16 protein-coding genes are annotated in these 18869 nt (G+C 67.4%); 10 read left to right on the forward strand and 6 right to left on the reverse strand.

Annotation, left to right across the window (positions count from 1 at the left end; all coding sequences use genetic code 11):
* Positions 1 to 156: 156 nt before the first annotated feature.
* Positions 157 to 774, forward strand: a complete 618-nt coding sequence (locus tag ACFOPH_RS12745) for a PRC-barrel domain-containing protein (protein ID WP_379735609.1) — start codon at positions 157 to 159, stop codon at positions 772 to 774.
* Positions 775 to 1088: 314 nt separating this feature from the next.
* Here the strand turns inward: ACFOPH_RS12745 and hrpA are convergent, their stop codons facing one another.
* Positions 1089 to 5321, reverse strand: coding sequence for an ATP-dependent RNA helicase HrpA (gene hrpA / locus ACFOPH_RS12750; protein WP_379737927.1), 4233 nt, complete (start codon positions 5319 to 5321; stop codon positions 1089 to 1091).
* A 162-nt stretch (positions 5322 to 5483) separates the two neighbouring features.
* Between hrpA and argA the strand changes: the two genes are divergently transcribed.
* Both argA and ACFOPH_RS12760 read left to right on the forward strand, forming a co-directional pair.
* Positions 5484 to 6797: an amino-acid N-acetyltransferase gene (argA, locus tag ACFOPH_RS12755; RefSeq protein WP_312551725.1), complete on the forward strand. Its 1314-nt coding sequence runs from the start codon at positions 5484 to 5486 to the stop codon at positions 6795 to 6797.
* A gap of 160 nt (positions 6798 to 6957) precedes the next feature.
* On the forward strand, positions 6958 to 7230 hold the full coding sequence (locus ACFOPH_RS12760) for an oxidative damage protection protein (protein ID WP_312551724.1): 273 nt from the start codon (positions 6958 to 6960) through the stop codon (positions 7228 to 7230).
* On the opposite strand, the gene ACFOPH_RS12765 is transcribed toward ACFOPH_RS12760, so the two are convergent.
* The 4 genes from ACFOPH_RS12765 to rpiA all read right to left on the reverse strand — a co-directional run bounded on the left by ACFOPH_RS12765 (position 7231) and on the right by rpiA (position 9963).
* Complete coding sequence (locus ACFOPH_RS12765) at positions 7231 to 7785, reverse strand: DUF488 domain-containing protein (RefSeq protein ID WP_312551723.1); 555 nt, start codon at positions 7783 to 7785, stop codon at positions 7231 to 7233.
* A 241-nt stretch (positions 7786 to 8026) separates the two neighbouring features.
* On the reverse strand, positions 8027 to 8746 hold the full coding sequence (locus ACFOPH_RS12770; protein ID WP_312551722.1) for a hypothetical protein: 720 nt from the start codon (positions 8744 to 8746) through the stop codon (positions 8027 to 8029).
* 163 nt (positions 8747 to 8909) lie between these two features.
* Positions 8910 to 9236 carry a hypothetical protein gene (locus tag ACFOPH_RS12775; protein ID WP_379735612.1) on the reverse strand — a complete coding sequence of 109 codons (327 nt, stop codon included), beginning with the start codon at positions 9234 to 9236 and terminating at the stop codon, positions 8910 to 8912.
* A gap of 49 nt (positions 9237 to 9285) precedes the next feature.
* Positions 9286 to 9963, reverse strand: a complete 678-nt coding sequence (gene rpiA, locus ACFOPH_RS12780; RefSeq protein ID WP_379735614.1) for a ribose-5-phosphate isomerase RpiA — start codon at positions 9961 to 9963, stop codon at positions 9286 to 9288.
* 256 nt (positions 9964 to 10219) lie between these two features.
* On the opposite strand from rpiA, the gene ACFOPH_RS12785 reads away from it, so the two are divergent.
* The 5 genes from ACFOPH_RS12785 to ACFOPH_RS12805 all read left to right on the forward strand — a co-directional run bounded on the left by ACFOPH_RS12785 (position 10220) and on the right by ACFOPH_RS12805 (position 15863).
* Positions 10220 to 11449, forward strand: a complete 1230-nt coding sequence (locus ACFOPH_RS12785) for an efflux RND transporter periplasmic adaptor subunit (protein WP_379735616.1) — start codon at positions 10220 to 10222, stop codon at positions 11447 to 11449.
* Positions 11449 to 12210 carry an ABC transporter ATP-binding protein gene (locus ACFOPH_RS12790; protein WP_312551718.1) on the forward strand — a complete coding sequence of 254 codons (762 nt, stop codon included), beginning with the start codon at positions 11449 to 11451 and terminating at the stop codon, positions 12208 to 12210. The genes ACFOPH_RS12785 and ACFOPH_RS12790 overlap by 1 nt, the downstream gene beginning before the upstream one ends.
* Complete coding sequence (locus ACFOPH_RS12795) at positions 12207 to 13430, forward strand: ABC transporter permease (protein WP_312551717.1); 1224 nt, start codon at positions 12207 to 12209, stop codon at positions 13428 to 13430. The genes ACFOPH_RS12790 and ACFOPH_RS12795 overlap by 4 nt, the downstream gene beginning before the upstream one ends.
* A gap of 38 nt (positions 13431 to 13468) precedes the next feature.
* Positions 13469 to 14362: an alpha/beta fold hydrolase gene (locus ACFOPH_RS12800; protein ID WP_379735619.1), complete on the forward strand. Its 894-nt coding sequence runs from the start codon at positions 13469 to 13471 to the stop codon at positions 14360 to 14362.
* A gap of 112 nt (positions 14363 to 14474) precedes the next feature.
* Positions 14475 to 15863: an FAD-binding oxidoreductase gene (locus tag ACFOPH_RS12805; protein ID WP_379735621.1), complete on the forward strand. Its 1389-nt coding sequence runs from the start codon at positions 14475 to 14477 to the stop codon at positions 15861 to 15863.
* A gap of 13 nt (positions 15864 to 15876) precedes the next feature.
* Here ACFOPH_RS12805 and ACFOPH_RS12810 read toward each other — a convergent pair whose 3' ends face one another.
* Positions 15877 to 16809, reverse strand: coding sequence for an alpha/beta hydrolase (locus ACFOPH_RS12810; RefSeq protein WP_379735623.1), 933 nt, complete (start codon positions 16807 to 16809; stop codon positions 15877 to 15879).
* 162 nt (positions 16810 to 16971) lie between these two features.
* Here ACFOPH_RS12810 and ACFOPH_RS12815 point away from each other — a divergent pair, with 162 nt between their 5' ends.
* Both ACFOPH_RS12815 and ACFOPH_RS12820 read left to right on the forward strand, forming a co-directional pair.
* Positions 16972 to 18096, forward strand: a complete 1125-nt coding sequence (locus ACFOPH_RS12815) for a sensor histidine kinase (protein WP_379735625.1) — start codon at positions 16972 to 16974, stop codon at positions 18094 to 18096.
* Entirely contained in the window at positions 18097 to 18861 is a 765-nt protein-coding gene (locus ACFOPH_RS12820) for a LytR/AlgR family response regulator transcription factor (RefSeq protein WP_379735627.1), read from the forward strand.
* The last annotated feature ends 8 nt before the right edge of the window (positions 18862 to 18869 follow it).

Below are 18869 nucleotides of genomic sequence, written 5' to 3' on the forward strand. Positions count from 1 at the left end.
GACAGCGCCGTGACAAGCGCGCGCGCCGCGGCGCGATTGAGTCATATCATGGGTATTGCAAGCCGCGCTCCTATGCTGTTGGAGGGAGCTTGCAGGGAATGTCAACACACATACAGGGAGAACGAGATGGGCTACGCAGATCGTGACAAGTATGGGATGTACAAAGACACCGGCAGCGCCGGTCCCGGACCGGCGCTGATGGGGGCCGACACCCTGATCGGCGACAACGTCGTCAACGGCGCCGAGGAAGACCTCGGCGACATCAAGGAAATCATGCTCGACATGAACACCGGCCAGGTGGCCTACGCCGTGCTGGCTTTCGGCGGCTTCCTCGGCATGGGCGAAAAACTGTTCGCCGTGCCCTGGCAGGCCCTGCACCTGGACACCGTCAACAAGCGCTTCGTGCTGAACGTCGAGAAAGAGCGCCTGAAAACCGCGCCCGGCTTCAACAAGGATTCCTGGCCCGACATGAGCGACATGAACTGGGCCAGCCAGATCCACAGCTTCTACGGCACCGATCCCGCGCGCGGCGGCGCCCCGACCATGGGTCCGGGCGTGGTGATGAGCGGCACGGTCGGCGGCCTGGGCGGATCGGCCGCCAGCATGGGCGCCGGCGGCGGCCTGGGCGCTGGCCATGCCGGCAGCAGCGCGACGACTGGCGGCGCGGGCTCTGCGCTGGGCGCCGGCGCCGGCGGCGGCAGCCTCGATCCGCGTCCTGGCAACCTGGGCGACGACAAGGACCTGAGCAAGATCAGGGGCAGCAATATCGGCTGACAATGGCCGGACGATCCGCCGCCGGAAGCGGTGGCGGACCTCTTCTCAGGTCAGCGGCCACAACCGTAGGGTGGGCGCGGCCGGCGTGGGCACCCCGTGCCCACACATTACCGGCGCATCTTTCGGTCACAGACCTCGACCTATCGCTCGCGCAATATCGCCTGATACGATCAAGTTTTGACTCGCGGATATGTTGCGAGCGATACTTATCCCGACGTAGGCGACGGAGACGTGCGTAACGCGTGGGCACAGAGTGCCCACCCTACCGAACTGCGATACGGGCACAAGAATGGCCCCGGCATCGCGCGCGATCCTTAGCGGATCATCGACTCCCACACCTTCTGCAGCCGCTTGGCCGACACCGGCATCGGCGTACGCAACTCCTGCGCGAACAGCGACACCCGCAACTCCTCCAGCATCCAGCGGAACTCCGTCATGCGCGGGTCGTTGTTCTTGCCCGGCTGCTTCGAAATACGCTGGTACTGGCTGGCGGCGTTCTGCCATTCCGCCATCAGTTGCGCGTCGCGCGACGGGTTGCCGCGCAGCTTTTCCAGGCGTACGTTCATCGCCTTCAGGTAGCGCGGGAAGTGGGCCAGCTGGCTGTACTCGTTGTCGGCAACGAAGCGCTTGTGCACCAGGCCCTGCAATTGCGCCTGCATGTCGGCGGCCACCGCCTGCGGCAAGCCGTTCAGGCGCTTCGGCATGCCGTGGAATTCGGCCAGGATGGAACCGACCAGGCGCGCGATCTCGTTGATGAGCAGGCCGATGCGGCCCTTGCCCTCGTCCTTGCGCTTGTTGAAGGACGCGGCATCATGCGGCAGCGGGTCCTGCAGGCAGGCGATGTCGATCGCCTTCTGGATGATCTGGTCGCGCAGCTCTTCCTGCGAACCGACCGCCATGAACTGCATGCCCATCTGCTGCAGGCCGGGGATGTTCTTCTCGGCGAACTTCAACTGGTCCTTCAACTGCAGCGCGAACAGGCGGCGCAGGCCGATGCGGTGGGTGCGCGCCGCCACGTTCGGGTCGTCGAAGACCTCAATGTCGCAATGCATGCCTTTATCGACCAGGGCCGGGAAGCCGATCAGGGTCAGCTTGCCCTGCTTGATCTCCAACAGCTCCGGCAGCTCGCCGAAGCTCCAGCTGGTCAAACCGGTATGCTGGCTGACCGCCGGCGCGGCGGCAGCCGCGGACGCAGCTGCAGCTGCAGGCGCATTACCGCTCTTCTTGTCCCGCGCCGCCGACGCAGCCGCAGCGGGCGTCGTCGGCGTCGACGGCGTCTTGCCCTTGCCCCAGGCAGCCGGCGTGGCGACCGTGGGCCGCATCCCACCCATCGCCGCCGGTGCGGTTTCCGCCATCTTCTGGAAGCTCTCGCGCGCCTGGGCGCCCAGCTCGGCCTGCAAGGCTGCCAGGTTGCGGCCCATGTCGAGCTGGCGGCCATGCTCGTCGATCACCTTGAAGTTCATGAACAGGTGGGCCGGCAGGGTCTCGAGCTTGAAGTCGCCCGTGAGCACGTTCACGCCGGTCTCGGCGCGCACATCAAGAATCAAGACGTCGATCAAATCGCCGCGCCCGAACGTGCCAGCCGCGTTGATGCGGTCGACGAAACGCGCCGCGTAGTCGGGCAGCGGCACGCAGTGGCGGCGCAGCTTCTGCGGCAAGGACTTCAGCAGCAGGTGCACCTTCTCCTTGAGCATGCCCGGCACCAGCCAGGCCGCGCGCTCGAGCGGGATCTGGTTCAGCGCGAACAGCGGCACCGCCAGCGTGACGCCGTCGCGCAGGCTGCCCGGCTCGAAGTGATAGGACAGGCCCATCTCAATGCCGGTGACGTTCATCGTCTTCGGGAACAGCTCGGTGGTGACGCCGGCCGCCTCGTGGCGCATCAACTCCTCGCGGTTCAGGTACAGCAGCTTCGGATTGTCGCGCGAGGCGTCCTTGTACCATTTCTCGAAGCCGGCGCCGTTTACCACGTCCTTCGGAATCTCGGCGTCGTAGAAGGCCGCGATCAGCTGGTCGTCGACCAGCACGTCCTGGCGGCGCGACTTGTGCTCGAGGTTCTCGATCTCCCGCACCAGCTTGTGGTTGTGCGCGTAGAACGGCAGGCGCGTCTCGTAGTCGCCCGCCACCAGCGCGTCGCGGATGAAGATCTCGCGCGCTTCATACGGGTTGTGCAGCGCGTAGTTGATGCGCCGGCCGCTGTAGACCACGATGCCGTACAGGGTCGCGCGCTCCAGCGCCGACACCTGCGCCGGCTTCTTCTCCCAGCGCGGCTCGCCCCAGGATTTCTTCAGCAGGTGCCCGCCGATCTTCTCGATCCACTCGGGCTGGATCTGGGCCACGGTGCGCGCGTACAGGCGCGTGGTCTCGACCAGTTCGGCCGCCATGATCCAGCGCCCCGCCTTTTTCGTCAGCGCGGAACCCGGCCAGATGTGGAACTTGATGCCGCGCGCGCCGAGATAACCCGCGCCCGGCTCGTCCTCGCCCTTGAAGCCGATGTTCCCCAGGAGGCCGGTCAAGAGCGCCATGTGCAGCTGCTCGTAGGTGGCGGCCGCCCCGTTCAGGCGCCAGCCCTGTTCGCGCACGATGGTCAGCAGCTGCGAATGCACGTCGCGCCACTCGCGCAGGCGCAGCTGCGACAGGAAGTTGGCGCGGCAGTTTTCCTGCAGCTGGCGGTTCGACTTCTTGTGCGCGATCGCGTCCTCGAACCAGCTCCAGATCTTCAGGTAGCTGATGAACTCGGACTTCTCGTCGGCGAACTTCTTGTGCTTCTCGTCAGCCTGCTGCTGGTACTCCATCGGCCGGTCGCGCGGATCCTGCACCGACAGCGCGGCCGCGATGATCAGCATCTCGGTCAGGCAGTCGTTGTCCACGGCCGCCAGGATCATGCGGCCCACGCGCGGGTCGAGCGGCAGGCGCGCCAGCTTGCGGCCCAGCGGCGTCAGCTCGTTGGTCTCGTCGACCGCGCCCACTTCCTGCAGCAGCTGGTAGCCGTCGGCGATCGCGCGGCCCTGCGGCGGCTCGATGAAGGGGAAGGTCTCGACGTCGGTCAGGTGCAGCGACTTCATGCGCAGGATGACGGCGGCGAGGGACGAACGCAGGATCTCGGGGTCGGTGAACTTCGGACGCTGGTTGAAATCCTCTTCCTCGTACAGGCGGATGCAGACGCCATCGGCCACGCGGCCGCAACGGCCGGCGCGCTGGTTCGCCGCCGACTGCGCGATCGGCTCCACCTGCAGCTGCTCGACCTTGTTGCGGAAGCTGTAGCGTTTGACACGCGCGAGGCCGGCGTCGACCACGTAGCGGATGCCCGGCACGGTCAGCGAGGTCTCGGCCACGTTCGTCGCCAGCACGATGCGGCGCGCGTTGGTGGTGCGAAAAACGCGGTCCTGCTCTTCCACCGACAGACGGGCGAACAACGGCAGGATCTCGACGTGCGGCGGATGCTGCTTGCGCAGGGCTTCGGCGCAGTCGCGGATCTCGCGCTCGCCGGGCAGGAAGACCAGCACGTCGCCCGAACCGATGCGGCACAGTTCATCCACGCCATCGACCACGGCGTCGATCAGGTCGCGCTTCTCGCGCGCCTGCTGCGCCTTTGGCATTGGCTTGTTGTCGACGCCGCCGCCCACCACGACCGGATCGCGCTCGACCGGACGGTAGCGCACCTCGACCTTGTACAGGCGGCCCGAGACCTCGATCACCGGCACCGCCGGCTTGCCTTCCTGCGCGAAGTGGCGCGCGAAGCGCTCGGCGTCGATCGTCGCCGAGGTGATGATCACCTTCAGGTCCAGACGGCGCGGCAGCAGCTGCTTCAGGTAGCCGAGCAGGAAGTCGATGTTCAGGCTGCGCTCGTGCGCCTCGTCGATGATGATGGTGTCGTAGGCGCGCAGCAGCGGATCGGTCTGGGTCTCGGCCAGCAGGATACCGTCGGTCATCAGCTTGACCGAGGCGCCTGCCTGCAGGGTGTCGTTGAAACGCACCTTGTAGCCGACGTGTTCGCCGAGCGGCGAGCCGAGTTCCTGGGCGATGCGCTTCGCGGTCGAGGACGCGGCGATGCGGCGCGGCTGGGTGTGGCCGATCAGGCCCTTCTCGCCGCGGCCCAGCTCCAGGCAGATCTTCGGCAGCTGGGTGGTCTTACCGGAACCGGTCTCGCCCGAGACGATGACGACCTGGTGCGCCATCAACGCCTTGGCGATCTCGGCGCGGCGGCCGGATACCGGCAGGTCCTCGGGATAGGTGATCGGCGGCAGCGGATTGCGTACGCGCGGCGCCTGCGTACCTTCGCGCGGGGCACGTTCGCGGCGTTCTCCCTGCGCGCGCTGGCCGTCCTGCGCCGGCCTGTCCTGTGCCGATCGCTCCTGCGCACGACGTTCGCCCTGCTGCGGACGCGGTCCGCGCTGCGCGTTGGCGCCCTGCCCGGCCTGTGGCGCTGGCGCGCGCTGTGCGCCGCGCTGGCCCGTTTGCTGGCCTGCCTGCGGCTGCTGCGCACCGCCCTCGCTCGGATGCCGGCGCTCGCCTTTCGTCTGCAAACGCCCTTCCGGCGTCTGCGTCATCGGCGCGCGTAAATCTCCCGCGGCGCGCTCGCGGCGCGGGTTCGACTCAGGCTGGGAAGATACTGCGCGCGCCGCGTCCGGCGAAGGCTTGTTACTCTGTTCAGACATTGTTTTTACGAGGTATTTGGTGCGCAAGTCGCGCAGCGAATTATAATGCGGCAAATGGAAAACCCTACCCAATTCGTCCAGTGGCTGCGCTCTGTCGCGCCGTATATTCATGCCTTTGGCGGCAAGACCTTTGTCGTTGCTTTTCCCGGTGAACTGGTGGCTGCCGGCGCCCTGCCGGTGCTGGCCCAGGACCTGTCCCTGCTGGTCGCACTCGGCATCCGTATCGTGATCGTGCACGGCTCGCGGCCCCAGGTCGCCGAGCAGCTCGCGCTGCGCAACGTCGAGGGCCGCTTCCACAACGGCGTGCGCATCACCGACACCGCCGCCATGGAATGCGCCAAGGAAGCCGCGGGCGAATTGCGTCTCGATATCGAGGCGGCCTTCAGCCAGGGCCTGCCGAACACGCCGATGTCGAACGCCCAGATCAGCATCGTGTCGGGCAACTTCGTCGTCGCCCGCCCGCTCGGCGTGATCGACGGCGTCGACTTCGAACTGACCGGCGTGACGCGCAAGATCGCCGCCGACAAGATCGCCCCCATCCTGCAGACCGAGGACAACCTGGTGTTGCTGTCCCCGCTTGGCTTCTCGCCGACCGGGGAGGTGTTCAACCTGACCATGGAAGACGTGGCAGCCTCGGCCGCGGTCGCCCTGCACGCCGACAAGCTGATCTACATCACCGAAACGCCGATGATGGTCGATGCCGCCGGCGCCGAGATCCGCGAACTGTCCTCGCACCAGGCCGAGGCCGTGCTGCAGGCCGGCTTCCTGCCGCAGGACGCGTCCTTCTACCTGCGCCACGCGGTCAAGGCCTGCAACAGCGGCGTCGACCGCGCCCACATCGTGCCGTTCGAGATGGACGGCTCGGCCCTGCTCGAACTGTTCACCCACGACGGCGTGGGCACCATGATCAGCCACGAGAACCTGGAAAGCCTGCGCCAGGCCACAATTGAGGACGTCGGCGGAATTATCAAGCTGATCGAGCCACTCGAGGCGGACGGCACCCTGGTTTACCGCGGCCGCGAGCTGATCGAGCGCGAGATCGAGCAGTTCTCGGTCATCGAGCACGACGGCGTGATCTTCGGCTGCGCCGCCTTGTACCCCTTCCCGGAAGCGAAGATGGGCGAGATGGCCTGCCTCACGGTGAACCCCGACGTGCAGGCCCAGGGCGACGGCGAGCGCATCCTCAAGCACATGGAGAACCGCGCCCGCGCCGCCGGCCTCACCAAGCTGTTCGTGCTGACCACGCGCACCGCGCACTGGTTCAAGAAGCGCGGCTTCCAGCCGGCCACCGTGGACGACCTGCCGAAGGACCGCGCCCACATGTACAACTGGCAGCGCAAGTCCCAGATTTTCATCAAGACTTTATAATCGCTGTTTTAGAACTTCGAATAAACCGTCGCGAGCGGCAGCAATGTTGGCCGAGAAGCGCAGCTGTACGGTTGTACAGCGAGCATCGCAGGGCGACAGTGCAACGCGCAGCAGGTTTGTTTGAAGTTCCCTTTACTCACGAATTTCAGGAGCAAGAATCATGGCCCGCACCGTCAACTGCATCAAACTCAAGAAGGAAGCCGAAGGGCTGGACTTCCCGCCCGTACCTGGCGAAATGGGCAAGAAGATCTACCTGCAGGTGTCGAAGGAAGCCTGGCAGGCCTGGCTCAAGCACCAGACCATGCTGATCAACGAAAACCGCCTGAACCTGGCCGACGACCGCGCCCGCAAGTACCTGGCCACCCAGATGGAAAAGCACTTCTTCGGCGAAGGCGCCGACCAGGCCGTCGGCTACGTGCCGCCGACCGCGTAATCAGTCCAACTCCAGTCCCAGCTGCTCCCCGCCTTCTGGGGGGTAACTGATGCGGGTGCCTTCCACCCGCGCAAACGGCGTCAGCTTGTGCGGGCGCCGTTTTTGTTTGCCGATGATGTCCTCGACCTCGACCCCGCGCACGAGCAGTGCGTCGCCCACCAGCGAGCGGTGGCAGCGCCAGGGCACGGCTTCGGCGCACATCAGGGCGCAGCGCTGCGTCTGCGCCAGTTCGATCACCAGGTCCACGTTCTTGCCGAATTCCGGCGTCTGCATGTAGTCGGCGTAGCCGCGAAACGAGGTGTTGCGCCAGCCGCCGTTGGGCGAATCCGGACGCGGACGGCGCAGGCCACCGAGGCCCGGGATCTGGCGATACGCGATGCCGGCCTCGGCCAGCGAGCCCGGCAACTGGTCCTGGCCGAACTGCGGGTTGTGGCGCGACTTGGGAACGGTGCGGATGTCGAGCACGCAGTCGACCTCGTTCAGCCGCAGCAGCGCGATGAATTCCTCGATCGATTGGTTCGAATGGCCGATGGTGCAGACGGTGTGCGTGCTCACTGGACTCCTCCGCGACAATGGGACGCTTCATTGTCGCGCAGCGAGGAAAAACGCGGCGCAGCCAAGCGCCGCCAAGCACTAATCTAAGTACTCACCCAAAAATAAATGTGTTTTTGGCTGCCATAACCGGCGCGTTGCTGCGTTGACTCGTGCTTGCAGTGCTCGCACTGCGGCGCACTCGTCGCCTTGCACCGCATCCGGTTCTGTTTGCCAAAATTCACATTTATTTCCGGTCGAGTACTTAGTCGACGGTTTCGGTTTCGGCTGCACGCTCGCGCAGCGGCGCCTTGGCCGCTGCAGCAACCGGCACCGGCGCCTTGTAGCGCAGCACGATGCCTTGCGCGGTCACCATCGCCATGTAGCCGACGAGCTCGGCCATTTCCTCGAACACGAGCGAGTGGCCGAAGAAACTGCGCACCAGTTCCGGCACGTGGCCTTCGCCGATGGTCGAACCGAGTGCCGCACCCAGCACGAGCAGCACACAGCCCCAGGGAAAGCGGCCGCTGGTCACGACTTCCAACAGGAAGCGGTGCAGGCGGTGGCGCCAGGCGAGGTAGAGCGAGGCGGCCAGCATCAGGCCGGCAAGCGGGGGCACCAGCGGGCGGTACCAGAGGACGCGGGAGCGGTAGATCGGGCCGTCGTCGCCGAAACCTGATGGCTCGAGGAAGACCGAACCCCAGCTCAGCTCGCGCCCGACCAGCAGCAGCCAAATCGGCACCACGCACAGCGCGAGGGCGGCCGCCTTGCCTTTAGGACCCTGCCGCCATGCATGAGCGGCAAAGACCAGGCCGGCCAGCAACACAAGCACCTGGGCATTCTCGACCACGCCGTTTTCCCAGCCCCACTCCACCGGCACGATGCGCGACAGCGGGTAGCAGAGGAATAGGCTCAGCAGCAGTAAACGCTGCAGCGTGACACGGTTCGGATCGACCCGGTCGAGGTAGGCGGAAAGTGCATTCATGGGTGTAGGCAATCGATGTACCGACTGGCGCAGCGCAAGACGATCCTCGCACCGAAATAATGACTAGCCAGTCAGTTAAAGACAACAATATACATGATAGGCCGTAACTGCGCCTATGCAACTATCAGAATGCCCGGGATGGATGCATTTCGTGGGGAGCGCGCTACATTTTTCGGCACTGGCGCAATTCGCAACGCGCCATGAACACTTTTCCATCCGCACATTGAATGCGATAAACCTCGATCGGGCCTTCCTCGGTCAGCAGGCCGGCGCCCTGCGGGCTGGTGCAGGCATGCTGCCGGGCCAGGCGCTCGACGGTGCTGGACGAGACGCCGACGCGATGGGGCACGCGCTCGATCGGCACGACATCGACGCCGGCCGGCGCCGCCGATTGCTGCGGCGCCTCGACTGCGAGCGGCGCCGGCGCCGGCCCGAACATTCCACACCCGCCCAACAGGACGGGAACCAGCAGCGCCAGCAGTCGTTTCATCGCGTCTCCGGACGAATCCGTACAGGATCAGGACAGGATCAGAAAAGGATCAAAAAGTAAGGGTCTTCACGCCTTCGGCGGTGCCGAGCAGGCAGACGTTGGCACCGCGTGCGGCGAACAGGCCGACCGCGATCACGCCGACGATGCCGTTGATCTGCGTTTCCAGCGCCACCGGGTCGGCGATCTGCAGGCCGACAACGTCGATGATCTCGCCGCCGTTGTCGGTGATGAAGGCCTCATCGCTGCCGGCCTTGGTGCGCAGGCGCGGCTGGCCGCCCAGGCTTGCGAGCTGGCGCATCACGGCCGCGCGCGCCATCGGGATGACTTCCACCGGCAGCGGGAACTTGCCCAGGGTCGGCACCAGCTTCGAGCCGTCGGCGATGCACACGAATTGCTGCGACACCGAGGCCACGATCTTCTCGCGCGTCAGCGCCGCGCCGCCGCCCTTGATCATCGCGCCTTCGTCGGTGATCTCGTCGGCGCCGTCGATGTAGACGGCGATCGATTCGACCTCGTTCAGGTCGAACACCGGGATGCCGTGGCCGCGCAGGCGCGCCGCGGTCGCTTCCGAGGAGGCGACGGTGCCCTTGATGCGGTCCTTGATCTTCGCCAGCTCGTCGATGAAGAAGTTGGCCGTCGAGCCGGTGCCCACGCCGATGATTTCGCCCTCGACCACGTAGTCGATGGCGGCGCGTGCAACAGCTTGCTTGAGTTCGTCCTGAGTCATGATGTAAAGAAGATGGGTGAGAAATGGCGACATTTTAGCGGATCGGCCCTCCCCGCTCCCGCCTTTCGGCATGGCTTTTCGCCAGCGCGCCGCGCTCCGGCCGGCATGCATATCCGATTTCGCCCCATACATATCCATCAGACATTGCTGAAAAAACAGAAATATCTGACACTGGATGAATTGATGGCAAGCATCAGCTGTTTACAGGCATACACCACAGCCATACACCACAGGCATACACCACAGGCAGATACAGATGAAGATCTTCACGAAGAAGCGCATGGCCCTGGCAACTGGCCTGCTGGTGGCCGGCGCGGTCGCGCTGGTGCTGGTCAAGCGCGGCGGCGAGCCCGAGGTCCCACCGCTGAAATACCGCTTCGCCGCGGTCGATACCGGCAGCATCACCCACACCGTCACCGCCACCGGCACCATCAACCCGGTGGCCCTGATCAACGTCGGCTCGCAGGTGTCGGGCACCGTGGTCGAGCTGAAGGCCGACTTCAACGACCGCGTGAAAAAAGGCCAGGTGCTGCTGAAGCTGGACCCGACCATCTTCAACGCCCAGGTCGGCCAGGCGCGCGCAAGCCTGGCCGCGAACCAGGCCTCGCTGCGGCTGGCCCAGGCCAAGTACGAGCGCAACCAGCAACTGCTGGCCCAGAACTTCGTCTCCAGCCTGGCGCTCGACGAATCGCGCCGCGAACTCGACGTGGCGCGCGCCAACCTGTTGCTGGCGAAAGCCCAGGTCGACCGCGCCCAGGCCGACCTCGACAACAGCGTGATCCGCAGCCCGATCGACGGCGTGGTCATCAAGCGCACCATCGACCTCGGCCAGACCGTCGCGGCGTCGTTCAACACGCCCAACCTGTTCCAGATCGCCCGCGACCTGACCAAGATGCAGATCGACACCAGCGTGTCGGAAGCCGACGTCGGCGCACTCAAGGATGGCCTGCCGGGCCGCTTCGTGGTCGACGCCTATCCGAACCGCGAATTCAACGCCGTCATGCGCCAGTTCCGGCTGGCGCCGAACGTGGTGCAGAACGTCGTCACCTACAACGTCGTGCTCGACGTCGACAACCAGGACGAACTGCTAAAACCCGGCATGACGGCCCAGGTCCGCCTGGTCACCGACACCCGGCCGAAGGCGCTACGCATCCCGACCGCGGCGCTGCGTTTCCGCCTGTCCGACGAAGAGCTGGAGAAGGAACGCAAGCGCGCGAAAGACGGCAACAAGGACGACAGGAACGCGGCCGTGAAGACCGTCGCGGCGACACCCGCGGCGGCACAGGACGACGATCTGGCGCTGCAGGACAGGAGCGAGACGGCGCGCCTGTTCAAGGTCTACAAGCTCGACGCCCGCAACCAGCCGCAGCCGGTCGACGTGCGCATCGGCCTGTCGAACTTCCGCTACACCGAGATCGTGAGCGGCGACCTGAAGCCGGGCGAGCGCATCATCACCCGATCGCTGCAGCCGAACCAGGACATGTGATGACGAAGGCGAACACCGATGCACTGATCGACATCCGCGCCGTCACCAAGAGCTACGTCTCCGGCAGCGTCGAGACCCCGGTGCTGTTCGGGATCGACCTGCAGGTGGCGCGCGGCGACTTCATCGCGGTGATGGGCCAGTCCGGCTCGGGCAAGTCGACCCTGATGAACATCCTCGGCTGCCTGGACCAGGCCAGCGGCGGCGACTACCTGCTCGACGGCGCCGACACGCGTGCGCTGACGCGCCCCCAGCTGGCCGAGATCCGCAACCGCACCATCGGTTTCGTTTTCCAGAGCTTCAACCTGATCAAGCGCATGAGCATCCTCGAGAACGTCGCGCTGCCGCTGATCTACGCCGGCGCCGCGCGCTCGCACGCGCTGGCCAAGGCGCAGCAGGAACTCGAGCGCGTCGGCCTGGCCGCTTTCGGCAAGCGTACGCCGAACCAGCTCTCGGGCGGCCAGCAGCAGCGCGTGGCGATCGCACGCGCCCTCGTCGCCGATCCGCCGCTGATCCTGGCCGACGAACCGACCGGCAACCTCGACACCCAGACCAGCGACGAGATCATGCGCGGCCTGCAGCAGCTGAACAAGGAACGCGGCATCACCATCGTGCTCGTCACGCACGAACCCGACATCGCCGCCTGGAGCCGGCGCCTGGTGCGCCTGAAGGACGGCCGCGTGCTGTACGACGGTCCGGCCGCCGAAGGCCTGCGCCAGCTCGCCGCCGGCCACGACCAGCGCATCCACGGGAGCGAGGCATGAAGCTCTACCAGGTGATGGTGGAAGCCTTCCGCTCGATGGCGGCGAACCGCCTGCGCACCGCACTGACCATGCTCGGCATCGTGATCGGCATCGCCTCGGTGGTGCTGATGCTGGCGCTGGGCGACACCATGCAGCGCTTCATCGCGAAGGAGCTGCAGGCGCTGGGCACCAACATGGTCTACGTGTTCCCGGGCGGCGACCGCACCCAGGCCGAGCGCATGCGCGCCGGCGCCGCGCCCTCGCTGACGCTGCTTGATGCCGACGCCCTGGACCGCCTGCCGAGCCTGGCCGGCGCCGCTCCCGCCCTGCAGGGCAGCTTCAAGCTCGCCGCCGGCAACGAGACCGCGTCCAGCCTGGTGTTCGGCGTGACCCCGGCCATGTTCAGGATCCGCAACTGGAAGGTCGACCAGGGCAGCATGTTCACCGACGACGACGTACGTGCGGCCGCGCGCACGGTGGTCATCGGGCAGAAGGTGGCGGACCAGTTCTTTTACCGGCTCGACCCGCTGGGGCGCTACCTGCGCATCGAGAACGTCGCGTTCCAGGTCGTCGGCGTATTGCAGGGCGAGGGCCGCCAGATCGACGGCGGCGACTTGTCGGAGATGGTGCTGGTGCCGATCACGGCGGCGCGCGCCTACATGGTGCGCGGCCCCTTCCCCGACAACGTCCACTACATCGCGGCCCAGGGCCGCTCCGAAGGCGCGCTGGCCGATGCGGTCGAGGACATGAAGGAAACGCTGCGCGACCGCCACCGCATCAAGCTCGACGACCCGGACGACTTCCGCGTGCAGAACCTGGCGACCTTCGCCGCCACCGGTTCGAAGATCAGCACCGGCATCGCCCTGCTGCTGGGCGTGATCGGCGGGATCTCGCTGCTGGTCGGCGGCATCGGCATCATGAACATCATGCTGGTGTCGGTGACCGAGCGCACCCGCGAGATCGGCATCCGCATGGCCATCGGCGCCAAGCCGCGCGACATCCTGCTGCAGTTCCTGGTCGAGGCCGTGGTGATCTGCCTGGCCGGCGCCGCGGTCGGCATCGCCATCGCGGCGGCCGGCGCGGCGGCGGTGACGGCCTACGCCGATTTCGAGGTCGCGGTCGGGCTGCGCGCGGTGATCGTCGCCTGCGCCTTCGCCACCGCCGTCGGCGTGTTCTTCGGCTTCTATCCGGCGCGGCGCGCCTCGCGCCTGCTGCCGGTGGATTGCCTGCGCCACGAGTGAGCCACCGGATTTTTCATCCTCATCGTCAAAGGAATCGTATGCGTTCCACCGTGTTTTCGCGTCGTCGCTTTATCACCGTTGCAGCGACGGTCCTGACCGCCCTGCCGGCGCTGGCCGCGCCCTTCGAATCAAACCGGATCACGGTGCGCACCGAAGGCGCGGGGCCGGACGTGGTCCTGGTCCCGGGCCTGAATTCCTCCCCGCGTGTCTGGGCCTCGACCGTGGCCGCGCTGCCGGGCTACCGCTACCACCTGGTGCAGCTGGCGGGCTTTGCCGGCCAGCCCGCCGGCGCCAACAGGGAAGGCCCGGTCGCCGCGCCGGCGGCCGAAGAGATCGCCCGCTACATCAAGGAAGCCGGCCTGAAGCAGCCGGCCGTCATCGGCCACTCGATGGGCGGCACCATCGGCCTGATGCTGGCCAGCCGCCATCCGGATGTCCTGTCGCGCCTGATGGTGGTCGACATGTTTCCGCACCTGGGCAGCTTCTTTGCCGGCCCCGGCGCGCCGCCCGAACGCGTGGCCGCCGTCGCCGACGCGGTGGCAGCCCAGCTGCGCAGCGCCACCCCCGGGCAGCGCGGCAAGCACGCCGCCGACACCATCGCCGGCATGGTCGACACCGCGTCCATGCGCGCCGGCGCGACCGCCGACGTGCTGGCCAGCGACCAGGACGTGGGCAGCCGGGCCATGCGCGAGCTGATCGTCACCAACCTGGTGCCCGAGCTGCCGAAGATCGCCGTGCCGGTGACGGTGCTGTACGTCCAACCGAAGACCGTCCCGCTGCCGGCGGCGCAGTTCGACGCCGTCTACCAGGCCGGCTATGCGCCGGTGAAGCACCTGAGCCTGAAACGCATCCCGGACAGCGCCCACTTCATCATGTGGGACCAGCCGCAACGCTTCCAGGCGGAAGTGAAAGCCTTCCTGGCCGCACGGTAGGCCGGGACGGAGCGCTTCCCGAACGGCAGCGGCCCGGCGCCGACCTTGCTTGCATCCCTCCACCGCTTCCCTATGATGAAGGTTCGTCAACGAACCAATGCGGAGGCAGGAAATGGATACCGTAGGGGTAAGCGAGGTCGAGGAACTCCAGGGCGGGCTCAGGGGCAAGGTGCTGCTGCCGGGCGAGCCGGCGTACGACGAGGCCCGCAGGATCTGGAACGCGATGATCGACAAGCGTCCCGCCATGATCGTGCGTTGCGCCGGCGCGGCCGACGTGCGCGCGTCCGTCAATTTCGCGCGCGACCACGGCCTGCGGCTGGCGGTGCGCGGCGGCGGCCACAACATCGCCGGCAGCGCGCTGGTCAACGATGGCCTGGTGATCGACCTGGGCGCGATGCGCTCGGTACAGGTGGCGCCGCACAGGAAGCGGGCCTGGGTCGAGGGTGGCGCCCTCCTGCGCGACGTCGACCACGAGACCCAGGCCTACGGGCTGGCGACGCCGCTCGGCATTAATTCGACCACCGGCGTGGCCGGCCTGACGCTCGGCGGCGGCTTCGGCTGGCTGACGCGGAAATACGGGATGGCCGTCGACAACCTGGTCGCCGCCGACATCGTCACGGCCAGCGGCGACCCCCTGCACATCGACGCCGACAACCATCCCGACCTGTTCTGGGCGATCCGCGGCGGCGGCGGCAATTTCGGCGTGGTGACCACTTTCGAATTCGCGCTGCACGCGGTCGGTCCCATGGTCACCGGCGGCCTGATCGTCTTCCCGTTTGCCCAGGCCGCATCGGTGCTGAGGAAGTACCGCGACTACGTCGAGGCCATGGACGATGACCTGTCGGTCTGGGCCGTGCTGCGCGGCGCGCCGCCGCTGCCCTTCCTGCCGCCGGCCGTGCACGGCACCGGCATCGTGGCGCTGGCCTTCTTCTCGCCCCTGCCTGCGGATCGGGTGCAGGGCGCGATCGCCGACGTGCGCGCCTTCGGCGAGCCGGTCGGCGAGCACGTCGGCGCCGTGCCCTACAGCGCCTGGCAGCAGGTCTTCGATCCGCTGCTGGTGCCGCCGGCGCGCAACTACTGGAAGTCGCACAACTTCAACACGCTCAGCGACGCCGCCCTCGAGGTGGTGATCGCCTACGCCGGCCGCCTGCCCTCGAGCCAGAGCGAGATCTTCCTCGGGCTGATCGGCGGCGCGGCGAATACCCGCGCCCCGGACGAGATGGCCTACCCGCACCGTACCGCGCTGTACGCGATGAACGTGCACACGCGCTGGGAGGATGCGCAGGACGACGCCACCTGCCTGGCCTGGGCGCGCGAGTTCTTCAAGGCGGCGGCGCCCCATGCGGCCGGCAGTGTCTACATCAACTTCCTCAACGAGGACGAAGTCGACCGCATCGCCGAAGCCTACGGCCCTAACTACCGCCGGCTCAAGGAAATCAAGGCGAAGTACGATCCGGACAACCTGTTCCGCACCAACCAGAACATCCTGCCCGGCCCGTGACGCGTCGCTTCCCTCAGCGCGCCCGGTCCAGCCAGGCGCGCAGTCCGCGCGTGAAGAGCACGGGGAAGACGCTCGCGTGGTCCTCGCCGGGGAACACCTCGAGCCGTGTCTGCAGGCCGCGATAGCGGCGGCCGTTCAGGGCGGCGTCGAATTCCTTCAGGTCGGCGACCATGTCGGCCTCTTCCTCGAGGCGCGAACGCCGCTTGCCGGGCGCGAGCGTCTCGCGCGCGCCGATGCCGAAATAGACCGAGGCCGGCAGGTCGCGCCGCAAGCGCGCATAGGCCTGCTCGCGCTCGAACATCACGCCGCGGTCGAACCACAATGACGGGCTGCCGAGGATGTAGTGCTCGAAGGTGGCGGGCCGGGTCAGCAGCACCTCCAGGCCCAGCAGGCTGCCGTAGGAATGGCCGACGAAGGCCTTGCGCCCCATGTCGGCGCGGTACTGGGCGGCGACCAGCGGGAACACCTCGTCGGCAATGAAGCGGCCGTAGGCGCCGGCTTCGCCGAAGGCCGGCGCGCGGCCCGGCATGTCGGAACGGTAGGAGGACCCGCGCAGCGTGCTCGGCGTGTAGTCGCGGCGCCGGCTGTGGACCGCGCTGTCCCCCTTGGCGTAGGACAGGCCGACGACGATGACCTCCTCCATGCCGGCGTGTTTCGCCAGGCGCTGGGCGATCGAGCGCACCAGCGGGAAGGCGTAGTTGGCGTCGGTGACGAACAACACCGGGTAGCGCCGGGTCGTGTTGCGATTCGTGCTGCGATTTGTGTTGCGATTTGTGTTGCGATAGGACTCGGGCAACGCGACCAGCAGCTGGTAATCGCGCTCCAGTGCGCGCGCGTGGATGTCGCGCACTTCGGTGCCGTCGAGCTGGTAGGACGCGGGCGTGGCGGCGGCGCCGCCGCATGCCAGGCAGAGGACCAGGGCCAGGGCGGAGAGTCGTGGTTTCAAGCGTGCTCCTTGTAATCGTCGGTGGGGTGGTCGGACAGGTGGGTCGATTCTGCGGCGGCGCGCGCGGGCCGGCAGCAGGAGGGTGACGAAACGCCGCTTCCGCGGGACGGACGGCGGCGCGGCGGCGGCCCGGCCACAGTTGCCACTGATATACTTTTATCGATGAAGCATCGCCTCCTTTCCCGCCTTCCTTTCCCCCTCTTTGCGCTCCCGCCGGCAGCCAGGACCGTCGCCCTCGCCCTGCTCGCGTGGACGGCCATCAGCGCGCTGGGCGCCCTGCAGACCTACAGCGACAACCTGCGCGGCGGTGTCGACAGCCACTATCCGGCCCTGTTCGTGACCTGGTTCGCCGAGTACGCGCTGCCGCTCCTCGTCCTCAGCGTCGGCCTGAGCCTGGTCCTGGCGCGCTGGCCCGGCCTGATCGAGCGTCCGCGCAACGTCCTCCTGCTGTTCGTCGGGCTGGTCCTGGTGTTCCAGCCCACGCAGTGGACCTGGATGGCCTGGCTGCGCGGCTACCTCGACGCCGCCAGCCTCGGCGAACCCTGGCAGTTGCTGCGCAAGATGCTGCTGGTCGGCTGGTTCTCGACCACCGGCACCTTCGCCGCCATCCTCGCCCTGCACTACTGGCGCCGCGCGCGCGAGCGCGAACTGGCCTGGCGGCGCGCGCAGACCGACATGTTCAGCCTGCGCCTGGCGCTGGAGGAGCAGCGCACCCTCGCCCTGCGCGCCCAGCTCGAACCGCACTTCCTGTTCAATGCCCTGAACGCGATCAGTGCGCTGGTGCGCGACGGCGACAAGGCGCTGGCCCTGGGCGCCATCGGCCGCTTGAGCGACCTGCTGCGCTACGCGCTGTCGGCCAGCGCGCGCAGCAGCACCACGGTCGCGGCCGAACTCGATTTCGTGCGCGACTACCTCGACCTGCAGCGCCTGCGCTACGGCGAACGGCTGCGCGTGCACGTCGAGGGCGCGGACGACCTGCTGCACGCAGTCGAGTGCCCGCCCCTGCTGCTGCAGCCGCTGGTCGAGAACGCCCTGCGCCACGACCTCGACTGCCGCGCCGGACCGGGCGACATCCGACTGCACTTCGCACGCGAGGGCGACGCGCTGGCGATCCGCGTCACCAATCCCGCCGGCAGCGGCGTGTCGCCGAATCCCGGCGCGGGCCTCGGACTGGCCAACACGCGCGAGCGCCTGCGCCTGCTGCATCCGGGCGCCTCGCTGCACGCCGGGATGAAAGGCGAGCGCTTCGTCGCCGAGGTCCGCCTGCCGCTGGCGGAGGTGGACTGAATGACGAGGCGCTACCTGATCGTCGACGACGAAGCGCCGGGCCGCGCCAACCTGCGCCTGGCGATGGCCGCCCATCCGGACTGGGTCCTGGTGGCCGAATGCGACGGCGCGGCGGCCGCGCGCGCCGTCCTCGCCGGCCAGGACGTCGACCTGGTCTTCCTCGACATCCAGATGCCGGCCGAGTCGGGCCTGGTGCTGGCGCGCGAGCTCAGCCGCCTGCGCGAGCCGCCGCTGGTGGTCTTCGTGTCGGCCCACAGCGAACACGCGATCGAGGCCTTCGAGGTGCATGCGCTGGACTACCTGCTCAAGCCGCTGAGCGACGCCCGGCTGGCCCAGGCCGTCGAGCGCAGCGCGGCCATGCTGCACCAGCGCCAGCGCGAAGCCTACGGCGCCGCCCTGCGCGACTATGTCGATGCCGGCGATGCCGGCGCTGGCGCCGGGCGCGTGGACCACGTCAACGTGCGCTCGGTCGGGCGCATCGAGCGCATCGGGATCGCGGATGTGCTCTGGCTCGGCGCGGCCGCGAATTACGTCGAGCTGCACCTGGCGGGACGCAGTGTCCTGCACCGCATCACCCTCAACCGGATGGAAGCGCTGCTCCCGCCCGCGGATTTCCTGCGCGTGCACCGCGGCGCCATCGTGCGGCGCGGCCAGATTGCCCGCCTCGACAGCACGGGCGAGGCCGCTTACCGCCTGCTGCTGCGCTGCGGCGCCGTGGTGCCGGTCAGCGAACGCTACCTGGAGGCCGTGAAGTCGGCCATGTGACGACATGC

This window comes from Massilia haematophila (assembly GCF_042647645.1).
Classification (GTDB): domain Bacteria; phylum Pseudomonadota; class Gammaproteobacteria; order Burkholderiales; family Burkholderiaceae_D; genus Telluria; species Telluria haematophila.

What these genes read in the sequence shown, in the direction of transcription:
- ACFOPH_RS12745 (WP_379735609.1), top strand. Translation starts at nt 157, where the DNA reads ATGTACAAAGACACCGGCAGCGCCGGTCCCGGACCGGCGCTGATGGGG.
- ACFOPH_RS12760 (WP_312551724.1), top strand. Translation starts at nt 6,958, where the DNA reads ATGGCCCGCACCGTCAACTGCATCAAACTCAAGAAGGAAGCCGAAGGG.
- argA (WP_312551725.1), top strand. Translation starts at nt 5,484, where the DNA reads ATGGAAAACCCTACCCAATTCGTCCAGTGGCTGCGCTCTGTCGCGCCG.
- ACFOPH_RS12795 (WP_312551717.1), top strand. Translation starts at nt 12,207, where the DNA reads ATGAAGCTCTACCAGGTGATGGTGGAAGCCTTCCGCTCGATGGCGGCG.
- ACFOPH_RS12815 (WP_379735625.1), top strand. Translation starts at nt 16,972, where the DNA reads ATGAAGCATCGCCTCCTTTCCCGCCTTCCTTTCCCCCTCTTTGCGCTC.
- ACFOPH_RS12785 (WP_379735616.1), top strand. Translation starts at nt 10,220, where the DNA reads ATGAAGATCTTCACGAAGAAGCGCATGGCCCTGGCAACTGGCCTGCTG.
- hrpA (WP_379737927.1), bottom strand. Translation starts at nt 5,321, where the DNA reads ATGACGCAGACGCCGGAAGGGCGTTTGCAGACGAAAGGCGAGCGCCGG.
- ACFOPH_RS12800 (WP_379735619.1), top strand. Translation starts at nt 13,469, where the DNA reads ATGCGTTCCACCGTGTTTTCGCGTCGTCGCTTTATCACCGTTGCAGCG.
- ACFOPH_RS12820 (WP_379735627.1), top strand. Translation starts at nt 18,097, where the DNA reads ATGACGAGGCGCTACCTGATCGTCGACGACGAAGCGCCGGGCCGCGCC.
- ACFOPH_RS12775 (WP_379735612.1), bottom strand. Translation starts at nt 9,236, where the DNA reads ATGAAACGACTGCTGGCGCTGCTGGTTCCCGTCCTGTTGGGCGGGTGT.
- ACFOPH_RS12770 (WP_312551722.1), bottom strand. Translation starts at nt 8,746, where the DNA reads ATGAATGCACTTTCCGCCTACCTCGACCGGGTCGATCCGAACCGTGTC.
- ACFOPH_RS12790 (WP_312551718.1), top strand. Translation starts at nt 11,449, where the DNA reads ATGACGAAGGCGAACACCGATGCACTGATCGACATCCGCGCCGTCACC.
- rpiA (WP_379735614.1), bottom strand. Translation starts at nt 9,963, where the DNA reads ATGACTCAGGACGAACTCAAGCAAGCTGTTGCACGCGCCGCCATCGAC.
- ACFOPH_RS12805 (WP_379735621.1), top strand. Translation starts at nt 14,475, where the DNA reads ATGGATACCGTAGGGGTAAGCGAGGTCGAGGAACTCCAGGGCGGGCTC.